Source organism: Micromonospora sp. NPDC050187 (genome assembly GCF_044459745.1).
Classification (GTDB): Bacteria; Actinomycetota; Actinomycetes; order Mycobacteriales; family Micromonosporaceae; genus Micromonospora.
Window position 1 is genome coordinate 152,497 of record NZ_JBITJH010000012.1, and the last position, 18,439, is coordinate 170,935.

Sequence of the window (18,439 nt, forward strand, 5' to 3'; positions counted from 1 at the left end):
GCCACGTTCCGGAGCTCCAAATGAGGCTGCGACTTGGATGGTGTGCGCGCTGTGTGCTCTCCAGCCGGTGACGCCGTGGGCCAACGGGTGCCACGGCGGGCTGACCAGGGCCACGGTCGTGGTCGCAAATCGGCCGGGTGTGCTCGGCGTGTGGTGATCGCCCGCGCCAGCCGGACGGGGGGCAGCGCAGGTCAACGCGGGGCACTCCCTGCTACCCCGGGTCAACGCGCAGGTCGCGAGACTGGGCACTCGCGCCCCCGTAGCTCAGGGGATAGAGTATCGGTTTCCTAAGACGACGCTCTATCTGTATAGGCAGGCGGAATACCTGCGGCTTTCCCCTGTTAGTCGCAGGTTGAATGGTCGCACGTAGGCGTTGCTGTGATTGCTTGCCGAGGATCAGCAGAAGGCGTAATTCCTGCTCAGACCGTGCTTCGGTCGGTTCGTTGCGTCCTTCTGCTGGAGCGCGGTGGGAAAAGTAACCGCCATCAGGCGGCCCAGAACACCGTGCATTGATTGTTTTGGGCGGCGGCGTCGAAAAAACGACGAGGGCCCGGTAGTGCTCGGCCAGGTGTTCAGTGGCCCACCCCAGGATATCGCTGAGGTACCGCGACTGTTCCTCATTCAAGGAACCGCGGTACTCGGCCGTCAACGCCGCACGTACGTGGGGCGCCAGTACGTCGAACGGTGTCGACTTGAGGTGGGCGGCGACCTGCGCGACTTGTTCGGGGATGAGCGAATGCGAGTCCCCGTCCCGGCTCCAGGCCGTCTGCTCGTCGGGGAAGAGTGATCCGGTGGTGATCGGGTTGATCGGGAAATGCGCCGCGTCCATGAGGAACGCCAGCTGCTCCACGCTCGATCCAGATCCAGTTGGCAACCCGGTTCGCCGAAACCGGCAAGACGCGAATACGCGTTGTTCGGTGTCGCCCGGATTTCTTCCAACTGCTCCGAACTCAGCCGTACGAAATCGCCCAACTCGCCCACAATTCACCCCCTATCGTACCGGCCAGCAGCGCCGAGTCAGATCATCGAGCCTGTGTCCACCGGCGATAGCCAGCAGCTCGGGGGTTGCGTCCGCGCGGATAGTCTTGGGGTGCCCCTTGAAGACTGCCGCTGGACGCTGTAGCCCGCGTCCACCAGGGCAGCTCTCCTTCAGGTCGGTGACCTGGAGCCGCGACGTCCGTCGTCCAGCCGATTCCCGGCCTTTCCGTGGGACCGCCAGAGTTCCTGGATCAGAAAAATCCTCGGCCGGTCCGCGGTGATCCTGTGCGCCGGCCCATTTGGTTGGAATACGCGATTCGTATTGCTTTGTCGACTTGGCCCGGCTGGTGGAGCCGCAAACATTTCGGTGCGTTACTTGATCTAATGAAAGGTCGAGTTTGGTCAATTTCGTCCATGCGGTTTGTAATCAACCTTGTGCCGACGGTTGCCTGCTCACTACAGTCCTTCACCGAACTGAAGATCACGGGGGAGGGTTTGTGGCACGTCTGAAGACTGCCACCGTTCGTTCATGCCTAGCGGCAGCTCTTGCTGCGCTGACGACGGTCGCATCCCTGGGTGTATCGGGCCATCTCATCACCGATCCAGCTGCTGGCCCGGACGATGGGCACGCCCTCCGGCTGGTCAACGGCAACGCTGCGGGCAGCGTCGAGAACACGTCGGACGAGGCGGTGAGCCTGCGGGCGGCTCAGGAGACCGGCAAGCCGGTACAGGTCCAGAGCCTCACGTCGGAAACGACCGAGGTCTTCGCGCTCCCGGACGGACAGTTCCGGGCGGAGATCGCCATGGGCATGCAGCGGTTTCGGCGGGGCACCGAGTGGGTGAAGGTCGACCTGACATTGCGGGCGGCACCGGATGGTTCGGTCACCCCGGTCGCTCACCCGAATGACCTGCGGATCTCGGGTCAGCGCGGCGCTGGCGCGCATGAACTGGCCGCGGTCGGTGTGGGCGGCGACCGGGTGGCGATGGGTTGGTCCGGTGCCCTGCCCGCACCGTCGCTGGAGGGCAACCGTGCCACCTACGTCGATGCCCGGCCAGGTGTGGACCTTGTCGTCGAGGCGACGCGGACGGGGTTCGAGCAGTTCTTGGTCGTGAAGTCCAGGGAAGCCGGGACACAGGTGGAGGAGGTGACCTTCCCGTTCAGCGGTCCCGGCGTTGGGGGATTTAGGCGTGGTGGGGATGGCTCTGTCACTTTGACTGACGAGGCCGGCAAGCAGACCGCCCACATACCTGCGCCGTTGATGTGGGACGCGAAGAAGAAGCCCATCACCGGTGCCCCAGCTGACCAAAAGCCGGTACACACCAACGTGGCGAAGCACGGCGATGACGCCGTGGAGCTGATCATGGTCCCTGACAGAGACTGGCTGGATGACCCGGCGACCGCGTACCCGGTCACCATCGACCCGACCGTAAGCCCGCTTACTACGACGTTCGACACGTATGTCCGGGAGACGGTGACCACCGATCAAAATCAGCAGAAAGATCTCCAGATCGGTCTGCTGAACACCTCGCCGCCCACGCTTTCCCGTTCGTTCCTCACCTGGGACACCACAGCGCTGGCAGGCAAGCAGATCAACTCCGCGACGGTGTCCTTCTGGAACTACTGGTCGCACGACTGCGCTCCGGCCTCGTGGGAGATCTGGACCACCGCCCCGTCGACCTACACCACGACGTTCAGCAACCAGCCCGCCTGGGACGCCGTCGGCCCTGATGCGACTTCCACAGCTACCCTCGGCGGGGAGGCCTGTAGCGATGGCTGGGCAACCATCGACGGCAAGGTCTTCTTCCAACGTGCCGCCACCGCCAACAAGACCCGCGCCGGCATGGGTGTGCGCGCCACCGACGAGACCGCCATCGCCGGGTTCAAGCAGTTCCGGTCCCGGGAGGGCGACAATGCCGCCGAGGACCCGAAGGCGACGGTGACCTACAACTCCTGGCCGACCGTCACCTCCCGGTCCACCGTCCCCACCACCAGTTGCGTCACCGGCTCCAGCCGCCCGCTGATCAACACCCTGACCCCGCAGCTCAAGGCAACCGTGTCCGACGCCGACGGCACCGCCATGACCGTCACCTTCGAGTGGTGGGCCCTCGACGGATCTGCCGCCATCGGCTCGACGGCTTTCGCCGGCGTCGCCACTGGCGGCACGGCCACGGCTACCGTCCCGGCCGGCGCGTTCACCGAGGGCGGTAGCTACAAGTGGCGGGTCAAGGCCTCCGACGGGGTCGCCGGTAGCGATCTCTGGACGTCATTCTGCGAGATGACTGTCTACGTCATCGCGCCTCCGGTCCCGGGCTGCGCAGGCGGCGTCCAGAACGACTTCAACGGTGACGGCGTCGCTGACGTCGCGATCGCGGACCCCGAGGCCGACGTCAACGGCCAGGACGCCGCCGGAGCGGTGCACGTCTTCGATGGCGTGACCAGCACGACCACCACAATCAGCCAAGACGACGCGGAGGTCCCCGGGACGTCCGAGGCGGGTGACCGGTTCGGCCACACGGTATCCGTCACCGACGCCAACCGCGACGGCTGCGCCGATCTAGCAATCGGTTCTCCATACGAGGACAACGGGTCGATCGTCGACGCTGGTGAGGTGCAGATCCTGTTCGGCTCGCCAGCCGGCCTGGGCAAGAGCTCGACCGCCCCGGCGCTCCTCTACAGCCAGGGTGTCGATGGAGTGCCGGGCACCCAGGTGAGAGACGACTTGTTCGGATTCTCCCTCGCCAGCGGTCGGACCGCTGCCGGCGAGCCGTTCCTTGTTATCGGTGCGCCAGGTGAAAACGTCAGCGGCAAGTTCAACGCCGGCACCGTGACGTACCTACGCGGCAGCACAAAGATCGCCTTCGACCAGACCTCGGTCGGAAACCTGTCAGGGGGAGTTGAACAAGACGACCGCGGCGGATGGGCACTTGCCGCTACCCCGTACCACTTCGCGGTCGCCTATCCCGGCGAGAACGGCAGCACCAGCACGGCCGGGGCGTTCTCCGGGCGGGTTTGCGTCTTCAACCACACCATCACCTCCGGCCTGCCGGGCACCGTAGGCTGCGTCGACCAGGACAGCAGCGGCGTCAGTGACGCCATGGAAACCGGCGACACCTTCGGTAAGTCGATAGCCATGGCGCCGTACTGGCCGACCGGTGACTCGATCCTGGCTGTCGGCGTGCCGGGAGAGGACGCCGTCGGTGGGGCCGACGTCGGCATGGTCCATCAGTTCCGGGTGTCCGGCACCATCATCTCCCAGCTGTCGGCGATCGACCAGAACACCGCCTCGATTGCCGACGCCAGCGAGCCGGGCGATCTCTTCGGCGAGAGCGTCCTTCTGGTCAACACCAGCCCCTCGGTGGCGCCGACGGCGCAGACACTGCAGATCGCTGTCGGCGCTCCGGGCGAGGACAGCGCCACCACGATCGACTCTGGCAACCTGCACGTCTTCGCCGCCGGTACCGCCACCCCGACCTCCGACACTCTTGTGGAGCGAGCAGCCGGCAAACTGCCCGGCACGCCCGCGAACCGGGAACTGCTCGGCTTCGGCGGCGGCACGTCCTCGACCCACCTGTACGTGTCCTCCCCGTACGTCAACCACGCGGTCTGGGCCCTTCCCTGGTCGGCCCTCGCGGCCGGCGCGGCCACGCCGTCCAAGACCTGGCAGCCGGGCGTGAACGGCGTTCCGGCCGACGCGGTCGCGTTCGGTGAGCAGGCCGGGTGATGGCAATGGTCAAACTTCAGCGCGGATCTCGGAAAGGCGATCAGGTGAAAACGGGGCACGGGCGGGCTACAGCACGCCGCTGGTGGACAGGGCTGAGTGCGGCCACAATCTCGGTGGCACTGGTGGCCGCAGCGACGTGGTCCGGCGGTGGCACGGCGGACGTCGAGGTACAGGCGCTGGGGCCCTCGGGCGCACAGACGCCAACGGTTCCCTGGACCGAGTCCCAGGCACGCGTCGAGGCCCGGAAGTCGGGCAAGCCGGTGGAGGTGCCATCGGCGGCGAGTGAACGCCAAATCACCTACGCCAACCCGGACGGCTCGTTCACACACGAGTCTCACGCGCAGCCCTTCCGCACCCGCAAGGGTGGCAAGTGGATGCCCGTCGACACCACCCTGATCCGGCACAGCGACGGCAGCGTCGGGCCGAAGGCAGCGGTGACGGCGATGCGCTTCTCCGGCGGGGGCAAGGACCAGCCCCTCGCCACGATTAGCCGCGCCGGCCGGGTGATGAAGCTGTCCTGGCCGGGCGAGCTGCCGCAGCCCACGCTGTCGGGTGACTCCGCGACCTACCGCGAGGTGCTGCCCGAGGTCGACCTGGTGGTGCACGTCTCCGCGACCAGCTTCAGCCACGTACTGGTAGTCAGGACGCCCAAGGCGGCGGCCCTGCCGCAGGTACGGACCGTCTCCTACCGGCTGTCCGGGACGAACCTGCGTTTCAGCGCCGGCCAGGACGGACGGCTGGCCGCCGTCGACGTCGGATCGGGCCAGATGGTGTTCGAATCCCCGACGCCGAAGATGTGGGACGCTGGCAATGCGGCCGAGGCGGCCGCTGCGGGGGAGGGCTACGACCCCTCCCGGTCGGCACCGGAATCGGCCCGCCGGGCGGAACTCGGCGTGCGGATCGACGGGTCCGTCCTGCGGCTCACCGCAGATCCGGCACTGCTGTCCGACCCGCAGGCCCGGTTCCCGCTCTACATCGACCCCTACGTCAACCCCACGTCGAACACCTCCTGGGCGATGGTCGACTCCGGCTACCCGAACGAGGAGTACTGGAAGTTCGCCGACGACCAGCGAATCGGCCTCTGCCCCACCTACGACAGCACTTGTCTCGACTCCAAGGTGAAGAGGCTGTTCTTCACCCTGCCGACCCCGTACCAGGACGACCGGATCGTGGTGTCCAGCGCCACCTTCAAGATCACCATGGTGCACGCATTCGACAGCACGCCCCGCAACGCGTCGCTGTACCGCACGGGCACCATCTCCTCGGCGACCAACTGGAAAAACCAGCCCGGTGGAACCTCCTGGACGGGCGCGACCCATCAGGACACGGGCAGCCCCACTGTCACCCGGTCTTCGTGTACGCCCACCAACCAGAATGTGAGTTTCACCGCCACCCAGGCGGCGAAGGCCGCGGCCTTCGGCAACTGGTCCACAGCCACCTTCGGACTGAAGGCGAACAGTGAGTCGGACTACCAGTACGTCAAGCGCTTCTGCGGCAATGCCGTCCTGTCGGTGACCTACAACCGCCCGCCCGCCGCGCCGACGAACCTGTCGACCAACCCGGGCGGCACCTGCAAGACAGGTACCCCGACCACCTCCTGGTACGTCTCCAGCGTGCCGAAGCTGTCGGCCTATCTCTCCGACCCCGACACCGGGGACGCGGAGCCGCTCCAGGCCAGGTTCACCGTGACGTGGACGCCGACCGGCGGCACCCTGCAGACGAAGACCTGGACATCGCTGCAGAAGGCCAACAAGTCGACCTTCGACTACAACCTCGCGGACCCGACCACCGGAGTCCCGAACCTGCCGGAGCAGGTCGTCGTCTCCTGGTACGTCGAGGCCTATGACGGCACGGCGTGGAGCACCAAGAGCACGACCTGCGGATTCAGGCTGGACAAGACCAAGCCGAGCGGTCCCGACATCGACTCGACCGAGTTCCTGCCATCCGATGCGGCGGACACCGGCCCGAACTGCGTGGAGAGCGGCGACTGGATCGACGGCCTCGGCCGATACGGATCGTTCGTCTTCGACTCTGCGGCCACTGACGTGGTGTCGTACAAGTACGGCTTCGACACCGACCCGGTGCCGACCAACGTCCTGACTCCCACCACGCCGGGCGGTCCGGTCAACCTGACCTGGATGCCGTTGACCGAGGCGCCGCACTTCGTGACGGCCATCGCCGTCGACGGTGCCGGCAAGGAGAGCGACACCTCTATCTGCCACTTCAACATCGCCGCCGGACCTGCTGCGGGGCAGTGGAACCTTGCCGACACGGTTGGTGCCACCCAGGCCGCCGACGAGCGTGCCGCCAACCCAGCCACGGTCGGCCCAGGTGTGACGTTCGGGCAGCCGGGCCCCGGCGGCGGCGCCCACCCGTCGGCGCAACTCGACGGAACCGACGGAGGCTGGATGGCGACGTCGACCACCGGTTTGGTGGACACGTCGAAGGAGTTCGCCGTCTCCGCATGGGTGAAGGTAGACGACCTCACCCGTCCGCAGGCCGCAATCTCCCAGGACGGCACCGGCCAGCCAGGCTTCTACCTCGGCTACACCCCGAACGGAAGCCGGTGGAGCTTCGGTATCCCCACCACTGACGTCCGCGGGTTCGGTGCCTTCGAGGTCACCAGCACGCAACAGGTGACCGCCTCCACGGGGTGGACCCACCTGGCCGCGCTCTTCGATCCGGTCAAGAACACCATTTCGCTGTACGTCAACGGGACCCTCTCGGCGACCGGGGCCGCGCCCGCTGAGTGGGCGTCACACGGCAACCTGCAGATGGGACGGCGGACCGACCGGTCCGGCTACACCTGGGCCTGGCAGGGCGCGCTGGCGGACGTCGCGGTCTACGGCCGGATGCTGTCCACCGTTGAGATCAAGGCGCTGGCCGCGCCACGCCTACAGCGCCAGGTGTACTGGTCGCTCGACGGCGGCGACGTCCCAGACGACAATCTGAACGTCATCATCAGCCCGGAGACAGTCAACGAGGGCGGGATCCCGGACCCGAACCGCAGCCTCACCTTGTACAACGGCGCATCGCTGATGGTGCCTGACCCGGAGGACATCTTCGCCGAGCCGGCGCTGGTAGGTGCGGGACACATGGTGCTCGACGGCGTAGCCACGTACGCTGCGTCGCCTGCGGCACTGGTGGGCCAGACCCGCAGCTTCTCGGTGGCCGTTCGCGCCAAGCTGGCCGCTGCCTGCGCCAACGACCAGGTCGTGCTCTCCCAGCCGGGAGCGAACGTGAGCCGCTTCCAGGTGCGGTGCGGGACCGTCAACGGCCAGATGCGCTGGCAGCTGAGCCTGAACGACAGCGACGCCGTCAACGGCCCCACCACCGTGCTGTCCGATGACACCCACCTTCCCGACCCGGACGACACCGGCGGGCAGCATCTGGTGGTCACGTACAACGCCTTCACCAAGGAGGTGTTCCTCTACGTCGACGGTGAACTGGCACTCAGCGCCCAGGGCACCAGCGACAGCACCTGGAACGGCCCGGACAACGGCGTTCAGGTCGGACGGGCACTCCTCGACGGCACCCAGCAGGCACCGGTCTATGGCGGCTACTTCTCTGGCCTCGTGGACGAGATTCGCGTCTACAGCGGCGTTCTTGATCAGGCCACCGTTGTCCGGCTGGCCAGCACGACCGTCCAGTCCGACATCTGACTCACCGCCCCGCCGGTCGGCGCTCCACCACAGGACGCCGACCGGCCCGGCTCACCTTCCGCCCCTCCTTCTCCCGTGGTGGTTACGGATCATGCTCGCTCGACTGACCCCTGCGTGGCGCCCCCGCGCGCTCCGGCTCTCCGCCAGCCTGCTCGCCGTCGTTCTCGGCGCGAGCCTCGTCCAGATCCAGGCACCGGCGCCGGCTGCCGCCAGCGCCGCCCCGCCGGCTCTCCCGCCACAAGCCGAGCCGGCGAAGGGCAGCCCGCTGCGGGCGCAGAAGCCTAAGCCGGATCCGACTGCGGACAAGGTGATGACCCGGCCCGACCCGGTCACCTGGCCCGTCGGTGGCACCGCCGACGTTGGCGCCACCACCGCTACCGTCGGCGGGCTGCCCGTCACGGTCACCCGGTCCCGCGCCAACCGGTCCGCCACCGCCCCGGGGAAGGCTCGAATCCAGGTGTACGACCGCACGGCATCCACCCGCGCCGGCCTTGACGGTCCCGTGCTGCGGGTCGGCTCCGCCGACGCCGCGCCGCTGGCCGCCATGGGCCTGAAGGTCGGCTACAGCGTGTTCGCGCACGCCGTGGGCGGTGATTGGGGCGCCCGACTGAGACTGGTCCGCCTGCCCGAATGCGCTCTGACCACGCCCGACCGTGCCGAGTGCCGACGTGGCACACCTGTGTCGTCGATCAACGACCCGGCCACGCAGACCGTCACGGCGGACCTGACCACCACGGCCGGCACCACTCTGCTGGCCCTGACCGCCGGCGACTCCTCCGTGCAGGGCGACTACAGAGCCACCAAGCTGTCACCCTCGTCCTCCTGGCAGACGGTGCTGAGCACGGGTGGCTTCGGCTGGAGTTACCCCATCCGCATGCCGCCGACCGCCAACGGCTTCAGCCCCACCGTCGGGATCAGCTACTCGTCCCAGGCGATGGATGGCCGCACGGTGGCCACCAACAACCAGGGCTCCTGGGTCGGCGAGGGCTTCTCGTACGAGCCGGGCTTCATCGAGCGTCGCTACAAGCCCTGCTCCGACGACGGGCACGACACTTCGGGCGACCAGTGCTGGGCCCGGCAGAACGGGACAATCGTGCTCTCCGGCCGCTCCGGCGAGCTGGTAAAAATCAACGATGATACGTGGAAGCTGTCCAATGACGACGGATCAACCGTCGAGCGGCTTACCGGGGCGACCAACGGCGACAATGACGGCGAGTACTGGAAGCTCACCACCACCGACGGCACGCAGTACTTCTTCGGCCTGAACCGACTGCCGGGCTGGGTCGACGACAAGGAAGAAACGAAGTCAACCTGGTCGCTGCCGGTCTATGGCGACGACTCCGATGATCCCTGCTACAAGCCCAGTGGCTTCACCGACTCCTACTGCGACCAGGCATGGCGGTGGAACCTCGACTACGTCGTCGACCCGCGCGGGAACGTCATCTCCTACTTCTATGCCCGCGAGCTGAACCACTACGCCCGCGGCGGCCGTACGGACGTCGACGGCACCGACTACGACCGCGGCGGCTACCTGGCCCGCATCGACTATGGTCAGCGCGACCAGCAGGTCTACACCACCAACGCCCCGGCCCGGGTGGTGTTCAGCACCACAGAACGATGCATCGCTGGCGGCACGGTGGACTGCGATCCGCAGGACCTGAACCAGGACACCGCCGCCTCCTGGCCGGACGTGCCCCAGGACCGTATCTGCGCCGCGGGCACTCACTGCAAGGACACCCAACGGTTCCCGACCTTCTTCACCCGTAAGCGGCTCACCAAGATCCAAACGCAGATCCGTCAGGGCACCGGCTGGACGCCGGTCGAATCGTGGAATCTCGAGCACGCTTTCAAGGCCAACGACGACAACTCCAGGACACTCTGGCCGACCAAGCTCACCCGCACCGGCCACTGGGGCGGCACCGACATCACCGCGCCGGCCACCGAGTTCGACGGCATCCAGCTCGCCAACCGCATCGTCCGGAACAACGACAACCTGGGCCCGCTGATCCGCTACCGCCTCGCCACAATCAAGACCGACACGGGCGCGCAGATCACCATCAACTACAAGGCACCGGACTGCACCAAGGCCAACCTCCCCGATCCTGGTGAGTCCACGCGGCGCTGCTTCCCGGTGATCTGGAACCCCCTCGGCGGCGATGACGAGGACAAGGTAACCGACTGGTTCCACAAGTACGTCGTGGAAAGCGTCGTCACCGACGACCTCGTCGGAGGCAACGACGACATGGCCATCTCCTACCAGTACGTGGGCGATGCGACCTGGCGCAAGGCGGAGCCGAACGGCATCACGAAAGTCGAGGACCTGACCTGGTCTGACTGGCGGGGTTACCAGCAGGTGATCGTCCGCTCGGGCGACGGCCAATCCATGCCCGTACGGACCGACCACTACTTCATGCAGGGCATGAGCGGCGGGAAGCTGCCCGATGACACCACGCCCACCGTCTCCGTCACCGACTCCACCGGCAAGTCCTTCACCGACCACGACGAGCTGTCCGGCCACGAGTACGAGTCGATCCGCTACAACGGCACCGCGATCGTCTCCAAGGAGATCAACGAACCCTGGCGGCTGGTCACCCGTACCCAGTCAGAAAGCTGGGGCGACCTGATCGCCGCAATGGTGGGCACCGGCGTAGCGCGCAAGCTGACCGCACTGCCCGACGGCCCTGAAGGCAACCAGCGATGGCTTGAGACCTCGCTGACCAGCAAGCGCGACGGGCGTGGTCGGATCGAGGAGATCGACGACTTGGGGGAGGTCGGCACCGGTAAGAGCGGCGACGACCGGTGCACCCGCACCTACTACGTCGACAACACCGACAAGCACATGTATTCCTACGTGTCCCGGGTGCAGACCGTGTCGGTCAGCTGCGCGGACACCACACCGGATCTCGCCACCCAGCTGATCTCCGACACCCGCACCAGCTACGACGGCGAGGGCTGGAACGTCGCACCCACCAAGGGCACGCCCACGCGCACCGAGGACCTCGACCATTACGACGGCACCAACATCGTCTATCTCACCACGTCCAAGACCACCGCGCTCGACGGCTACAGCCGGCCAACGACGGCAGAGGACGCCCAGGGTAACGTCACCGCCACGCAGTACACCGACACCAATGGCATCACCACACAGATCAAGACCACCAACCCGCTGCTGCACGCCTCGACGGTCACCCTGGACCCGGCCTACTCGGTGCCGACCCGGGCCATCGACGCCAACGACAAGTACACGGAATTGACGTACGACGCCCTCGGCCGGCTCACCGCGGCCTGGCTGGCCGACCGGGACAGGTCCCAGGGCGCCAGCCCCAGCCTGAAGTTCCGCTACCGGGTGCGCAACGACACGACGACCGTTGTCACCACAGAGCGGCTGAACAACGACGGCAGCTACCGGGCCAGCCACGAGCTGTACGACGGCCTGCTGCGGCTGCGCCAGACCCAGACCCCGGGCACGGCCGGCGGTTGGCTGCTGACCGACACCTTCTACAACGGCACCGGACAGGCGTACAAGAACAACGACGCCTACCTCGCGGCGGGCACTCCCGGCGACGTCCCGATCGTCACCGCTGAAGGCGCTGTCAACGGTCAGACGACCACCGTCTATGACGGCGCGGACCGGCCGATCAAGGGAATTTTCTCGGTCGCCGGTGACGCCCGATGGGAGACCACCACCAGCTACCAGGGCGACCGCACCAGCATCGACCCACCCGACGGCGGTGTGGCGACCACCGTGGTGGTCAACGGCCGGGGCCGAACCAGCGAGCTTCACCAGTACCACGGCAGCAGCCCTACCGGTCCAGCCGATGTCACCCGCTACACCTACACGTCTGCGGGATCGCTCGAGACAGTCACCGACCCCGCTGGCAACGTCTGGCGCTACCACTACAACCAACGCAACCTCAGGGAGAGCGTCGAGGATCCGGACACCGGCGACAGCACCTACGAGTACGACGCGCTGGGCCGGATGACCGCCACGACCGACAGTCGGGGCGATCGGCTCTCGTACGTGTACGACGCCCTCGGCCGTAAGACCGAGGTCTGGAGCGGAGCCGCCGGAACCGGCACGAAACTCGCCGCCTGGTTCTACGACAACACCGGCGACAAGGGACAGCTCTACTACAGCCAACGCATCGCCGGAAACCAGAACTACTTCACCATCGTCATGAGCCGGGACCAGCTCTACCGGCCCACCAAGACCCGCTACAGCTTTCCGGCCGGCGGCGTGGGCACCCAACTCGGCAAGACGTATGACTTCACGACCGCATACAACACTGACGGCACCGTGCAGTCGGTCGGCATGCCGGCCGTAGGCACCACGATGGCCGCCGAGGCAATCGCCACCACGTATGACAGCCTGCGTCGGCCAATCACCCTGGGCGGCGCGACCAGCTACGTCACCGCCACCTCCTACAGCAACACCAACCAGTTGCTCCAGGCCGAGCTCTACACCGGGGGCACCGGCAAAAAGGCGTGGCTGACCTACGGCTACGAGCGCGGCACCGACCGCCTGACCACCACCAGGGTGAACCGCCAGAACGTGCCCATCGTGGACATGGACGCGACGTACCAGTACGACCCGGCTGGCAACGTCCAGTCGATAGCCGACGCGCCGGAAGGCGGCGTCCGAGACGTCCAGTGCTTTACCTACGACCACCTGCAACGGCTCACCGAGGCCTGGTCAACGAACACCACTACCGCAGCCTGCGAAGACGGTGTTGCGCAGACCGGAGTCAGCGGTCCCGCGCCCTATCACCACTCCTGGACCTTCGACGCAGCCGGCAACCGCGACGTCGAGACCATTCACTCGACTACCGGCGGCGCCGACACCACGCGGGACTACACCTTCCCCCAACAGGGCGCGGGTCAGAACCAGCCGCACACCGTCACCCAGGTTGCCGAGAGCGGGCCAGCCGGCACCCGCACCTACCGGTACGCCTACGACACGGCAGGCAACACCCGGTGCCGACCCAACACCGCAGCCGCGAACGTCTGCCAGGCCGGCAGCGAGTCGGGACACCAGGCGCTGACCTGGGACGCCGAGGGCCATCTGGCCAGCAGCACCCCGGCTGGTGGACAGGCCACGACGTACATCTACGACGCCGACGGCAACCGCATCGCTCGCAAGGACCCCAGCGGCACCACCCTCTTCCTCCCCGGTATGGAGGTGGGCCAGATCGGGACCGCCTTGACCGCGACCCGTTACTACACCTTCGCCGGTAGGACGGTCGCTGTCCGCACCAGTAACGGCGTCTTCTTCCAGGCCGCCGACCACCACAACACCGCCACCTCGACCATCAACGCCACAACCGGCGCGATCGCATGGCGGCGGACCACCCCGTACGGCTCATCCCGGGAGACCGCCGCGCCCGCTTTCTGGCCCGACAACCGCGGCTTCCTGGGCGGCACCCAAGACAACACGGGACTGACACACCTCGGTGCCCGCGAGTACGACCCAGCCCTCGGCTCGTTCATCTCCGCCGACCCTCTGATCGACCCCAACAATCCGGGCGAACTCGGCGGATACGCCTACGCGCGGAACAGTCCCGTCACTTTTTCCGATCCCAGTGGCCTGAAGGCATTCGCAGGATTCGAGGGTGGAGGTTCCTCGGGTTCCTCGGGTTCCTCGGGTTCCGTCTTTACGCCGCTCACTCAGCAAAGTGGCACCAGTGCCATTTACGTTGACCAGAATGGGATTCCGCACCGTCAAAGGCCAAAAAACCGGGATGTTGATCCCAAGGACAAGGTCGCATTGGACTTCTTGAATGATCAGTTGAAGGCTTCTGGTGAATATTATGACCCGAAGACCAGAACCGGATCCCGCTATATCCTTCAAGACGAGGATGGTATCGAGGGGCAGCGGTTGAAGGGGGCTGTGACGCTTCCTTCGGGTGAGGTTACGGTTGCGGGCACGACGTCCGATGCGATCAAGGTGTCGTGGATTGACGGTAAGGTGGTCAGTGTTGATTCCTATGAATTCACAGAGGGGGATTTGAAGATAAAAGAGGCGGATCATGTAAATACGGCTGTCAACAAGATGCGGACCGACAATGAGCGGGGAGCGAAGCGGCAGACGCAGTTCGTCGTCTTCGTGGCACAAGACGACAAGCAGGCGGCCGCGATGCGTGAAGCGTTGGGCGGTAACCCGAACGTTCGGGTAATCAACCCCAAGAGCGGGCTCGACACTGGTGAGATGTACAGCAAGACCCATAACTTAGCGCGAGATGCGGCACGTGCCCGCACCGTCGCTCCCCGTGGCCCAGCTGCCACCCCCAAGACTGGTAAAGGTGGTGTGGGGCCAGGCGTTGGCCGAGGAGGCGCGGCGCTCGGGATCGTCGGCGACCTGCACTATATCTACGAGGGTTCTCAAGCGTTCGGAAACGAAGAAAAGAGGGCCGACATGATGTGTGAAATGTACGGGATCTACTGTCCTATGCCCCCTTCATTGATGGGGTAGGAACTCGTTGGCATCTCGCCCCCCCCGCGGGTAGGTTGGCCATCGCCAACCTACCCGCTACTAGCTGTAGGTAAAGCCATGTCGGTCGTCCCCGGTGAATGTTTAGCGCCTGCGCGACTGGCATTGTTAACCGCTGGTGGCGAGGCGTGGAGTGGACGGAGACCCGGTGAAGGGTGGTGTTTTGGGTTGTCCGACCTTCCGCGAGGTCGCGTATGCTCTACTCTTTGAGCGCCCGACGAGGAGGTTGGGATTCCGGGGTGCGATGCTGTCGGTGGTTGACCTGCGCACCGGTTGGTCGTCATGTTTCTACTGAGAGAAGGATGCCGCTACCTGAGTGGCCGTGTGAGGTCGACATGGCCAGCGGCAGGGGGCGGCACTGGTCGTCATGGGAGGTTGTTTAGAGTGAGCCTCTTGGGAGAGTCCGTGCGCCTGAGCATGGACCATTTGGAAGAATTGCGCCGATTGCCGTCGTCGGACTCGTATCGGCAGTTGACCGAATTTGATGCGGCGTACTGTATCGATCTAGACCGGTTCTGGAAGCGACTCGCGCCGCTAATGGATGCGGCGGCCTTCCCTGTCAACCCCATCACCGGCGGATCGCCCTTTCCTGACGAGCGGAGGGCGTGGACGAAGGGGCCCGTGGCGCGGTGGCTTAGCGTACAGGAGGTTGCCTTGGTGGCGGGGCATCTTAACCGGACCTCATATGACGTATTGGTTTCACACATCCGTGCCGTGTTAGAGGCAGGAAGCAGCTCATATGTCGATGATGAATGGGTGGCAGAGGTGGAGACGCTCCTCGCCGAGCCATATCGAGAGTTGGTGGATTTCTACAAGGCTGCCGCCATTCACGGCCAGTGCACCATCTTTTGGGCTGCCTGAACAGGCCCTAGATCAGCGGATCGTCAGCGTAGGCCCGTGGCAGCACGGTGGTCCGCGATGAGACGTGCGACAAGCTCGGCGGCCACGTCGGCGGGGCGGGCGACGACGCTGCCGTAGTCGATGGCTTCGTCTGGAGAGACGTGGATGTGGTCTGCCTGCCCGAACCCGTAGATAGCGGTGTTGCTCGGCACGTTGACCTTGCCGTAGGAGATCATGGTGGCGGGGTCGAGTCCGATGGCGGGTACGACGAGGTTGCCGTGAGGTAGTTCCAGCGCCGTCAACGTGTTGAGCATGTGCGCGAGCTGCTTGATCAGATCGTCCCGGTCGAGCACAGCGCCCATTTGACCTCGGGGCAGCGGGGCCCACGCCGACCGCTGCCCGGATCGGGTGACCACGAGCCCCTTTTCGTTGTCCCGGCCGCTGCTCGTCGCCCGGGCGACGGTGGAGTCGGCGTGCGCGTGCAGGGCTTCCAGCCGGGTGAACATGCCGTGCTGCCGGCCGTGGTCGGGCAGCAGGTCGGCGAGGGCGGCCAGCTCACTGACCTGCAAGCGCCCAGCGTCGGCGGCGAAGGCGAGGTGCACCTCGACGGCTGCGGCACCTAGCCTGCGGTCCTGCGCACCTCGGTCAAGATTGCTGCGCCAGGAGACGCTGACCGGCGGTGCCGGGCTCTGCCAGCGCAGCCGCGATGGGCTAGCCGGCGCGGCAGCGCGGCCTGTCGGATATGGCACAGGCAGGGCGGACGCCTTGGTGTACGCCGCCTGCGTACCTGGGAACGGCGGGGGTGTGGTGGGCTTGTTCCGTTCGCGACGGACGCCTTCCAGGATCTGCTTCCGTGCAGCGCCTTCGTCGAGTCCGTGGATGCGGATCTGCACTACCTGACTGAGCAGCCCTTCCGGCTGGCACTCCTGCACCATGATCGGTACGAGGGCGTTCTTCGCGCCCTCCGGGTCGCTGGCGAAGACGGCTGCCCACTCCGAGGCTGGGAAGGGCGCCTTCAGGTAGGCCGGGGAGAGCACAGCGATCATCCGGGGACACTGCTTGAGGGCCTTGTCCATCTCGACGGCGAAGTTGCTGCCTGGCCGGAAGTCCCACTCCTGGATCGTCACGGCGAAGCCGTCCGCCTCGAGGATGTAGGCGATCCAGCTGGCCCACGCCTTGTCAGCGGCCGTATACGAGATGAAGAAGTCCTTCGCTACACCGTCCACCTGGCCAGGATAGGCACCGGCGGCGACATCGCTCCGCCCTGGACCGCAGCGACGGGCCATACCTGAACGTGGAGTCCGCTGCTCAGGGCCGAGCCACGCGTTGTGGGGACGCTCAACCTCCGCGTTTCGGCTCTCGCACGGCCGGGTCGTGAGGCGTCGGCGGCGGTCGCCCATGGCGTCGGTCAGCGGGTCTTCTTCGTTGCTCGCTTGCGGGGTGGGGTCAGCAGGTCGGCGATCGTCGCGACGGCGGCAGGCTCGGGCTGCCGTACCCGCGGGGCCGGGAGTGGAATGACTGAAGTGTGTTCCGCCGTGCCTGTGGCTGAGCCTCGAGGTGCCATCCACTCCCGCCGCGCGAGCGCGCTGAGCTGAACGGGCGCAGCTGGCTTCTGTTGGTGTCAACGCCGGCTCGACCTGGACCCCTCTCTTCCGGGCGGTTCCGAACCATGGATCGGTTCTCAGGTGGAGCCCACAGTCCGGTCCAATTTCGGACCGGGATGCCACATACACCCCGTGTCCAGCTCCATCGAGTACGCCGTGCCCCTTACTGTCGGGTGGTGCAGCGATGGGATTCGCTCAATGAGCGGCAGCTCGACCTGCTTCGCCGGATCCACGGCGGCGATGACCTCAGCGGCCCGGACGGCGTCGAGTACCGCCGGTCGGCGCGTGCGCTTCAGGACCGGAACCTGGTGACGGTGACACGCAAGGCAGGGGTGTGGAGGGCGTGCTCGACTGATGCCGGTCGCTTCTACCTTGAGCATGGCCACCATCCCGATCATCCCGACCACCGTTCTTTCCTCCTGCGGTCCGAGACGCCGGCACCCGGCGGCATCGCCGGCGGCGCTTCGTCGGCGGACCTGCTGCGATCGGCTGGCGAACTGCTCGACCGCCTACAGCGCGAGGGCGGCATGGTGCGTATCGAGAGTCCCGACAGCGGAACGCGGGCCCGGTACCGCCGGATCATTCACGCGGCCAAGCAGCAGGGACTCGTGCCATCGGGTCACCAGCTACGCCACACTGGCCGTGACGCCGGGGACATCGTCATCCGCCTGTACACCGATGCCGGTCCGGACGAGACCGACTGGAACCGGATCCGGCTCAACACCCGACGTGTCACCACCGACCCGCATCTGGCGTTCAGCGCCCTCGAAGCCGGTCCGACCAACCTCGCCGTCAGCCCGGACTCACTGCCCCGCGCGTTACTGCTGATCCGGCAGCTCGCCGCCGAGGCGGCCCGGCGTGGGTACCGGCTCGGGGTCAACACCAAGGCGAAACACCCGCGGGTGTTCCTCCAGGCCGGGCAGGTTCGACGCACGGTCACCCTGACCGAGGAACGCGACCAGGTCCCGCACGAACCCACCGCCGAGGAGCTGAAGGTGCTGCGCCTGCGGCCGTGGATGAAACCTGCGGAGTTCGACGTCGTCGACTCCGGCAGGCTCCGCTTGGAGATCGCCCGGGCCGGACACGACAACCGGGACACCTAAACCGACACCGCACGCGTACGTCTGGAACAGCGCGTCGCGCAGA

Annotated in this window: 7 protein-coding genes; 5 read left to right on the forward strand and 2 right to left on the reverse strand. The window is 66.4% G+C overall.

The annotated features are described in order from the left end of the window. Window positions 1-211 precede the first annotated feature (211 nt). Window positions 212-850: a hypothetical protein gene (locus ACIBJE_RS19885; RefSeq protein ID WP_396750324.1), complete on the reverse strand. Its 639-nt coding sequence runs from the start codon at window positions 848-850 to the stop codon at window positions 212-214. A 625-nt stretch (window positions 851-1,475) separates the two neighbouring features. Between ACIBJE_RS19885 and ACIBJE_RS19890 the strand changes: the two genes are divergently transcribed. The 4 genes from ACIBJE_RS19890 (at window position 1,476) to ACIBJE_RS19905 (ending at window position 15,710) form a co-directional block, all read left to right on the forward strand. After that, window positions 1,476-4,700, forward strand: coding sequence for a hypothetical protein (locus ACIBJE_RS19890; RefSeq protein WP_396750326.1), 3,225 nt, complete (start codon window positions 1,476-1,478; stop codon window positions 4,698-4,700). A gap of 374 nt (window positions 4,701-5,074) precedes the next feature. Continuing rightward, entirely contained in the window at window positions 5,075-8,362 is a 3,288-nt protein-coding gene (locus ACIBJE_RS19895; RefSeq protein WP_396750328.1) for a LamG domain-containing protein, read from the forward strand. Between the two features lie 91 nt (window positions 8,363-8,453). After that, the gene (locus ACIBJE_RS19900) at window positions 8,454-14,831 is read left to right on the forward strand and encodes an RHS repeat domain-containing protein (RefSeq protein WP_396750330.1); all 6,378 of its coding nucleotides are present in this window, start codon (window positions 8,454-8,456) and stop codon (window positions 14,829-14,831) included. Between the two features lie 300 nt (window positions 14,832-15,131). Next, window positions 15,132-15,710 (forward strand): DUF1877 family protein, encoded by a 579-nt coding sequence (locus ACIBJE_RS19905; protein WP_396750332.1) that lies wholly within the window; start codon window positions 15,132-15,134, stop codon window positions 15,708-15,710. Between the two features lie 23 nt (window positions 15,711-15,733). On the opposite strand, the gene ACIBJE_RS19910 is transcribed toward ACIBJE_RS19905, so the two are convergent. After that, window positions 15,734-16,915, reverse strand: a complete 1,182-nt coding sequence (locus ACIBJE_RS19910; protein WP_396750334.1) for a toll/interleukin-1 receptor domain-containing protein — start codon at window positions 16,913-16,915, stop codon at window positions 15,734-15,736. A gap of 554 nt (window positions 16,916-17,469) precedes the next feature. On the opposite strand from ACIBJE_RS19910, the gene ACIBJE_RS19915 reads away from it, so the two are divergent. Next, a complete protein-coding gene (locus ACIBJE_RS19915) occupies window positions 17,470-18,396 on the forward strand; it encodes a hypothetical protein (protein ID WP_396750336.1) in 927 nt (308 codons plus the stop codon). Window positions 18,397-18,439: the final 43 nt, after the last annotated feature.

What these genes read in the sequence shown, in the direction of transcription:
- ACIBJE_RS19900 (WP_396750330.1), top strand. Translation starts at nt 8,454, where the DNA reads ATGCTCGCTCGACTGACCCCTGCGTGGCGCCCCCGCGCGCTCCGGCTC.
- ACIBJE_RS19905 (WP_396750332.1), top strand. Translation starts at nt 15,132, where the DNA reads ATGTTTCTACTGAGAGAAGGATGCCGCTACCTGAGTGGCCGTGTGAGG.
- ACIBJE_RS19895 (WP_396750328.1), top strand. Translation starts at nt 5,075, where the DNA reads ATGCCCGTCGACACCACCCTGATCCGGCACAGCGACGGCAGCGTCGGG.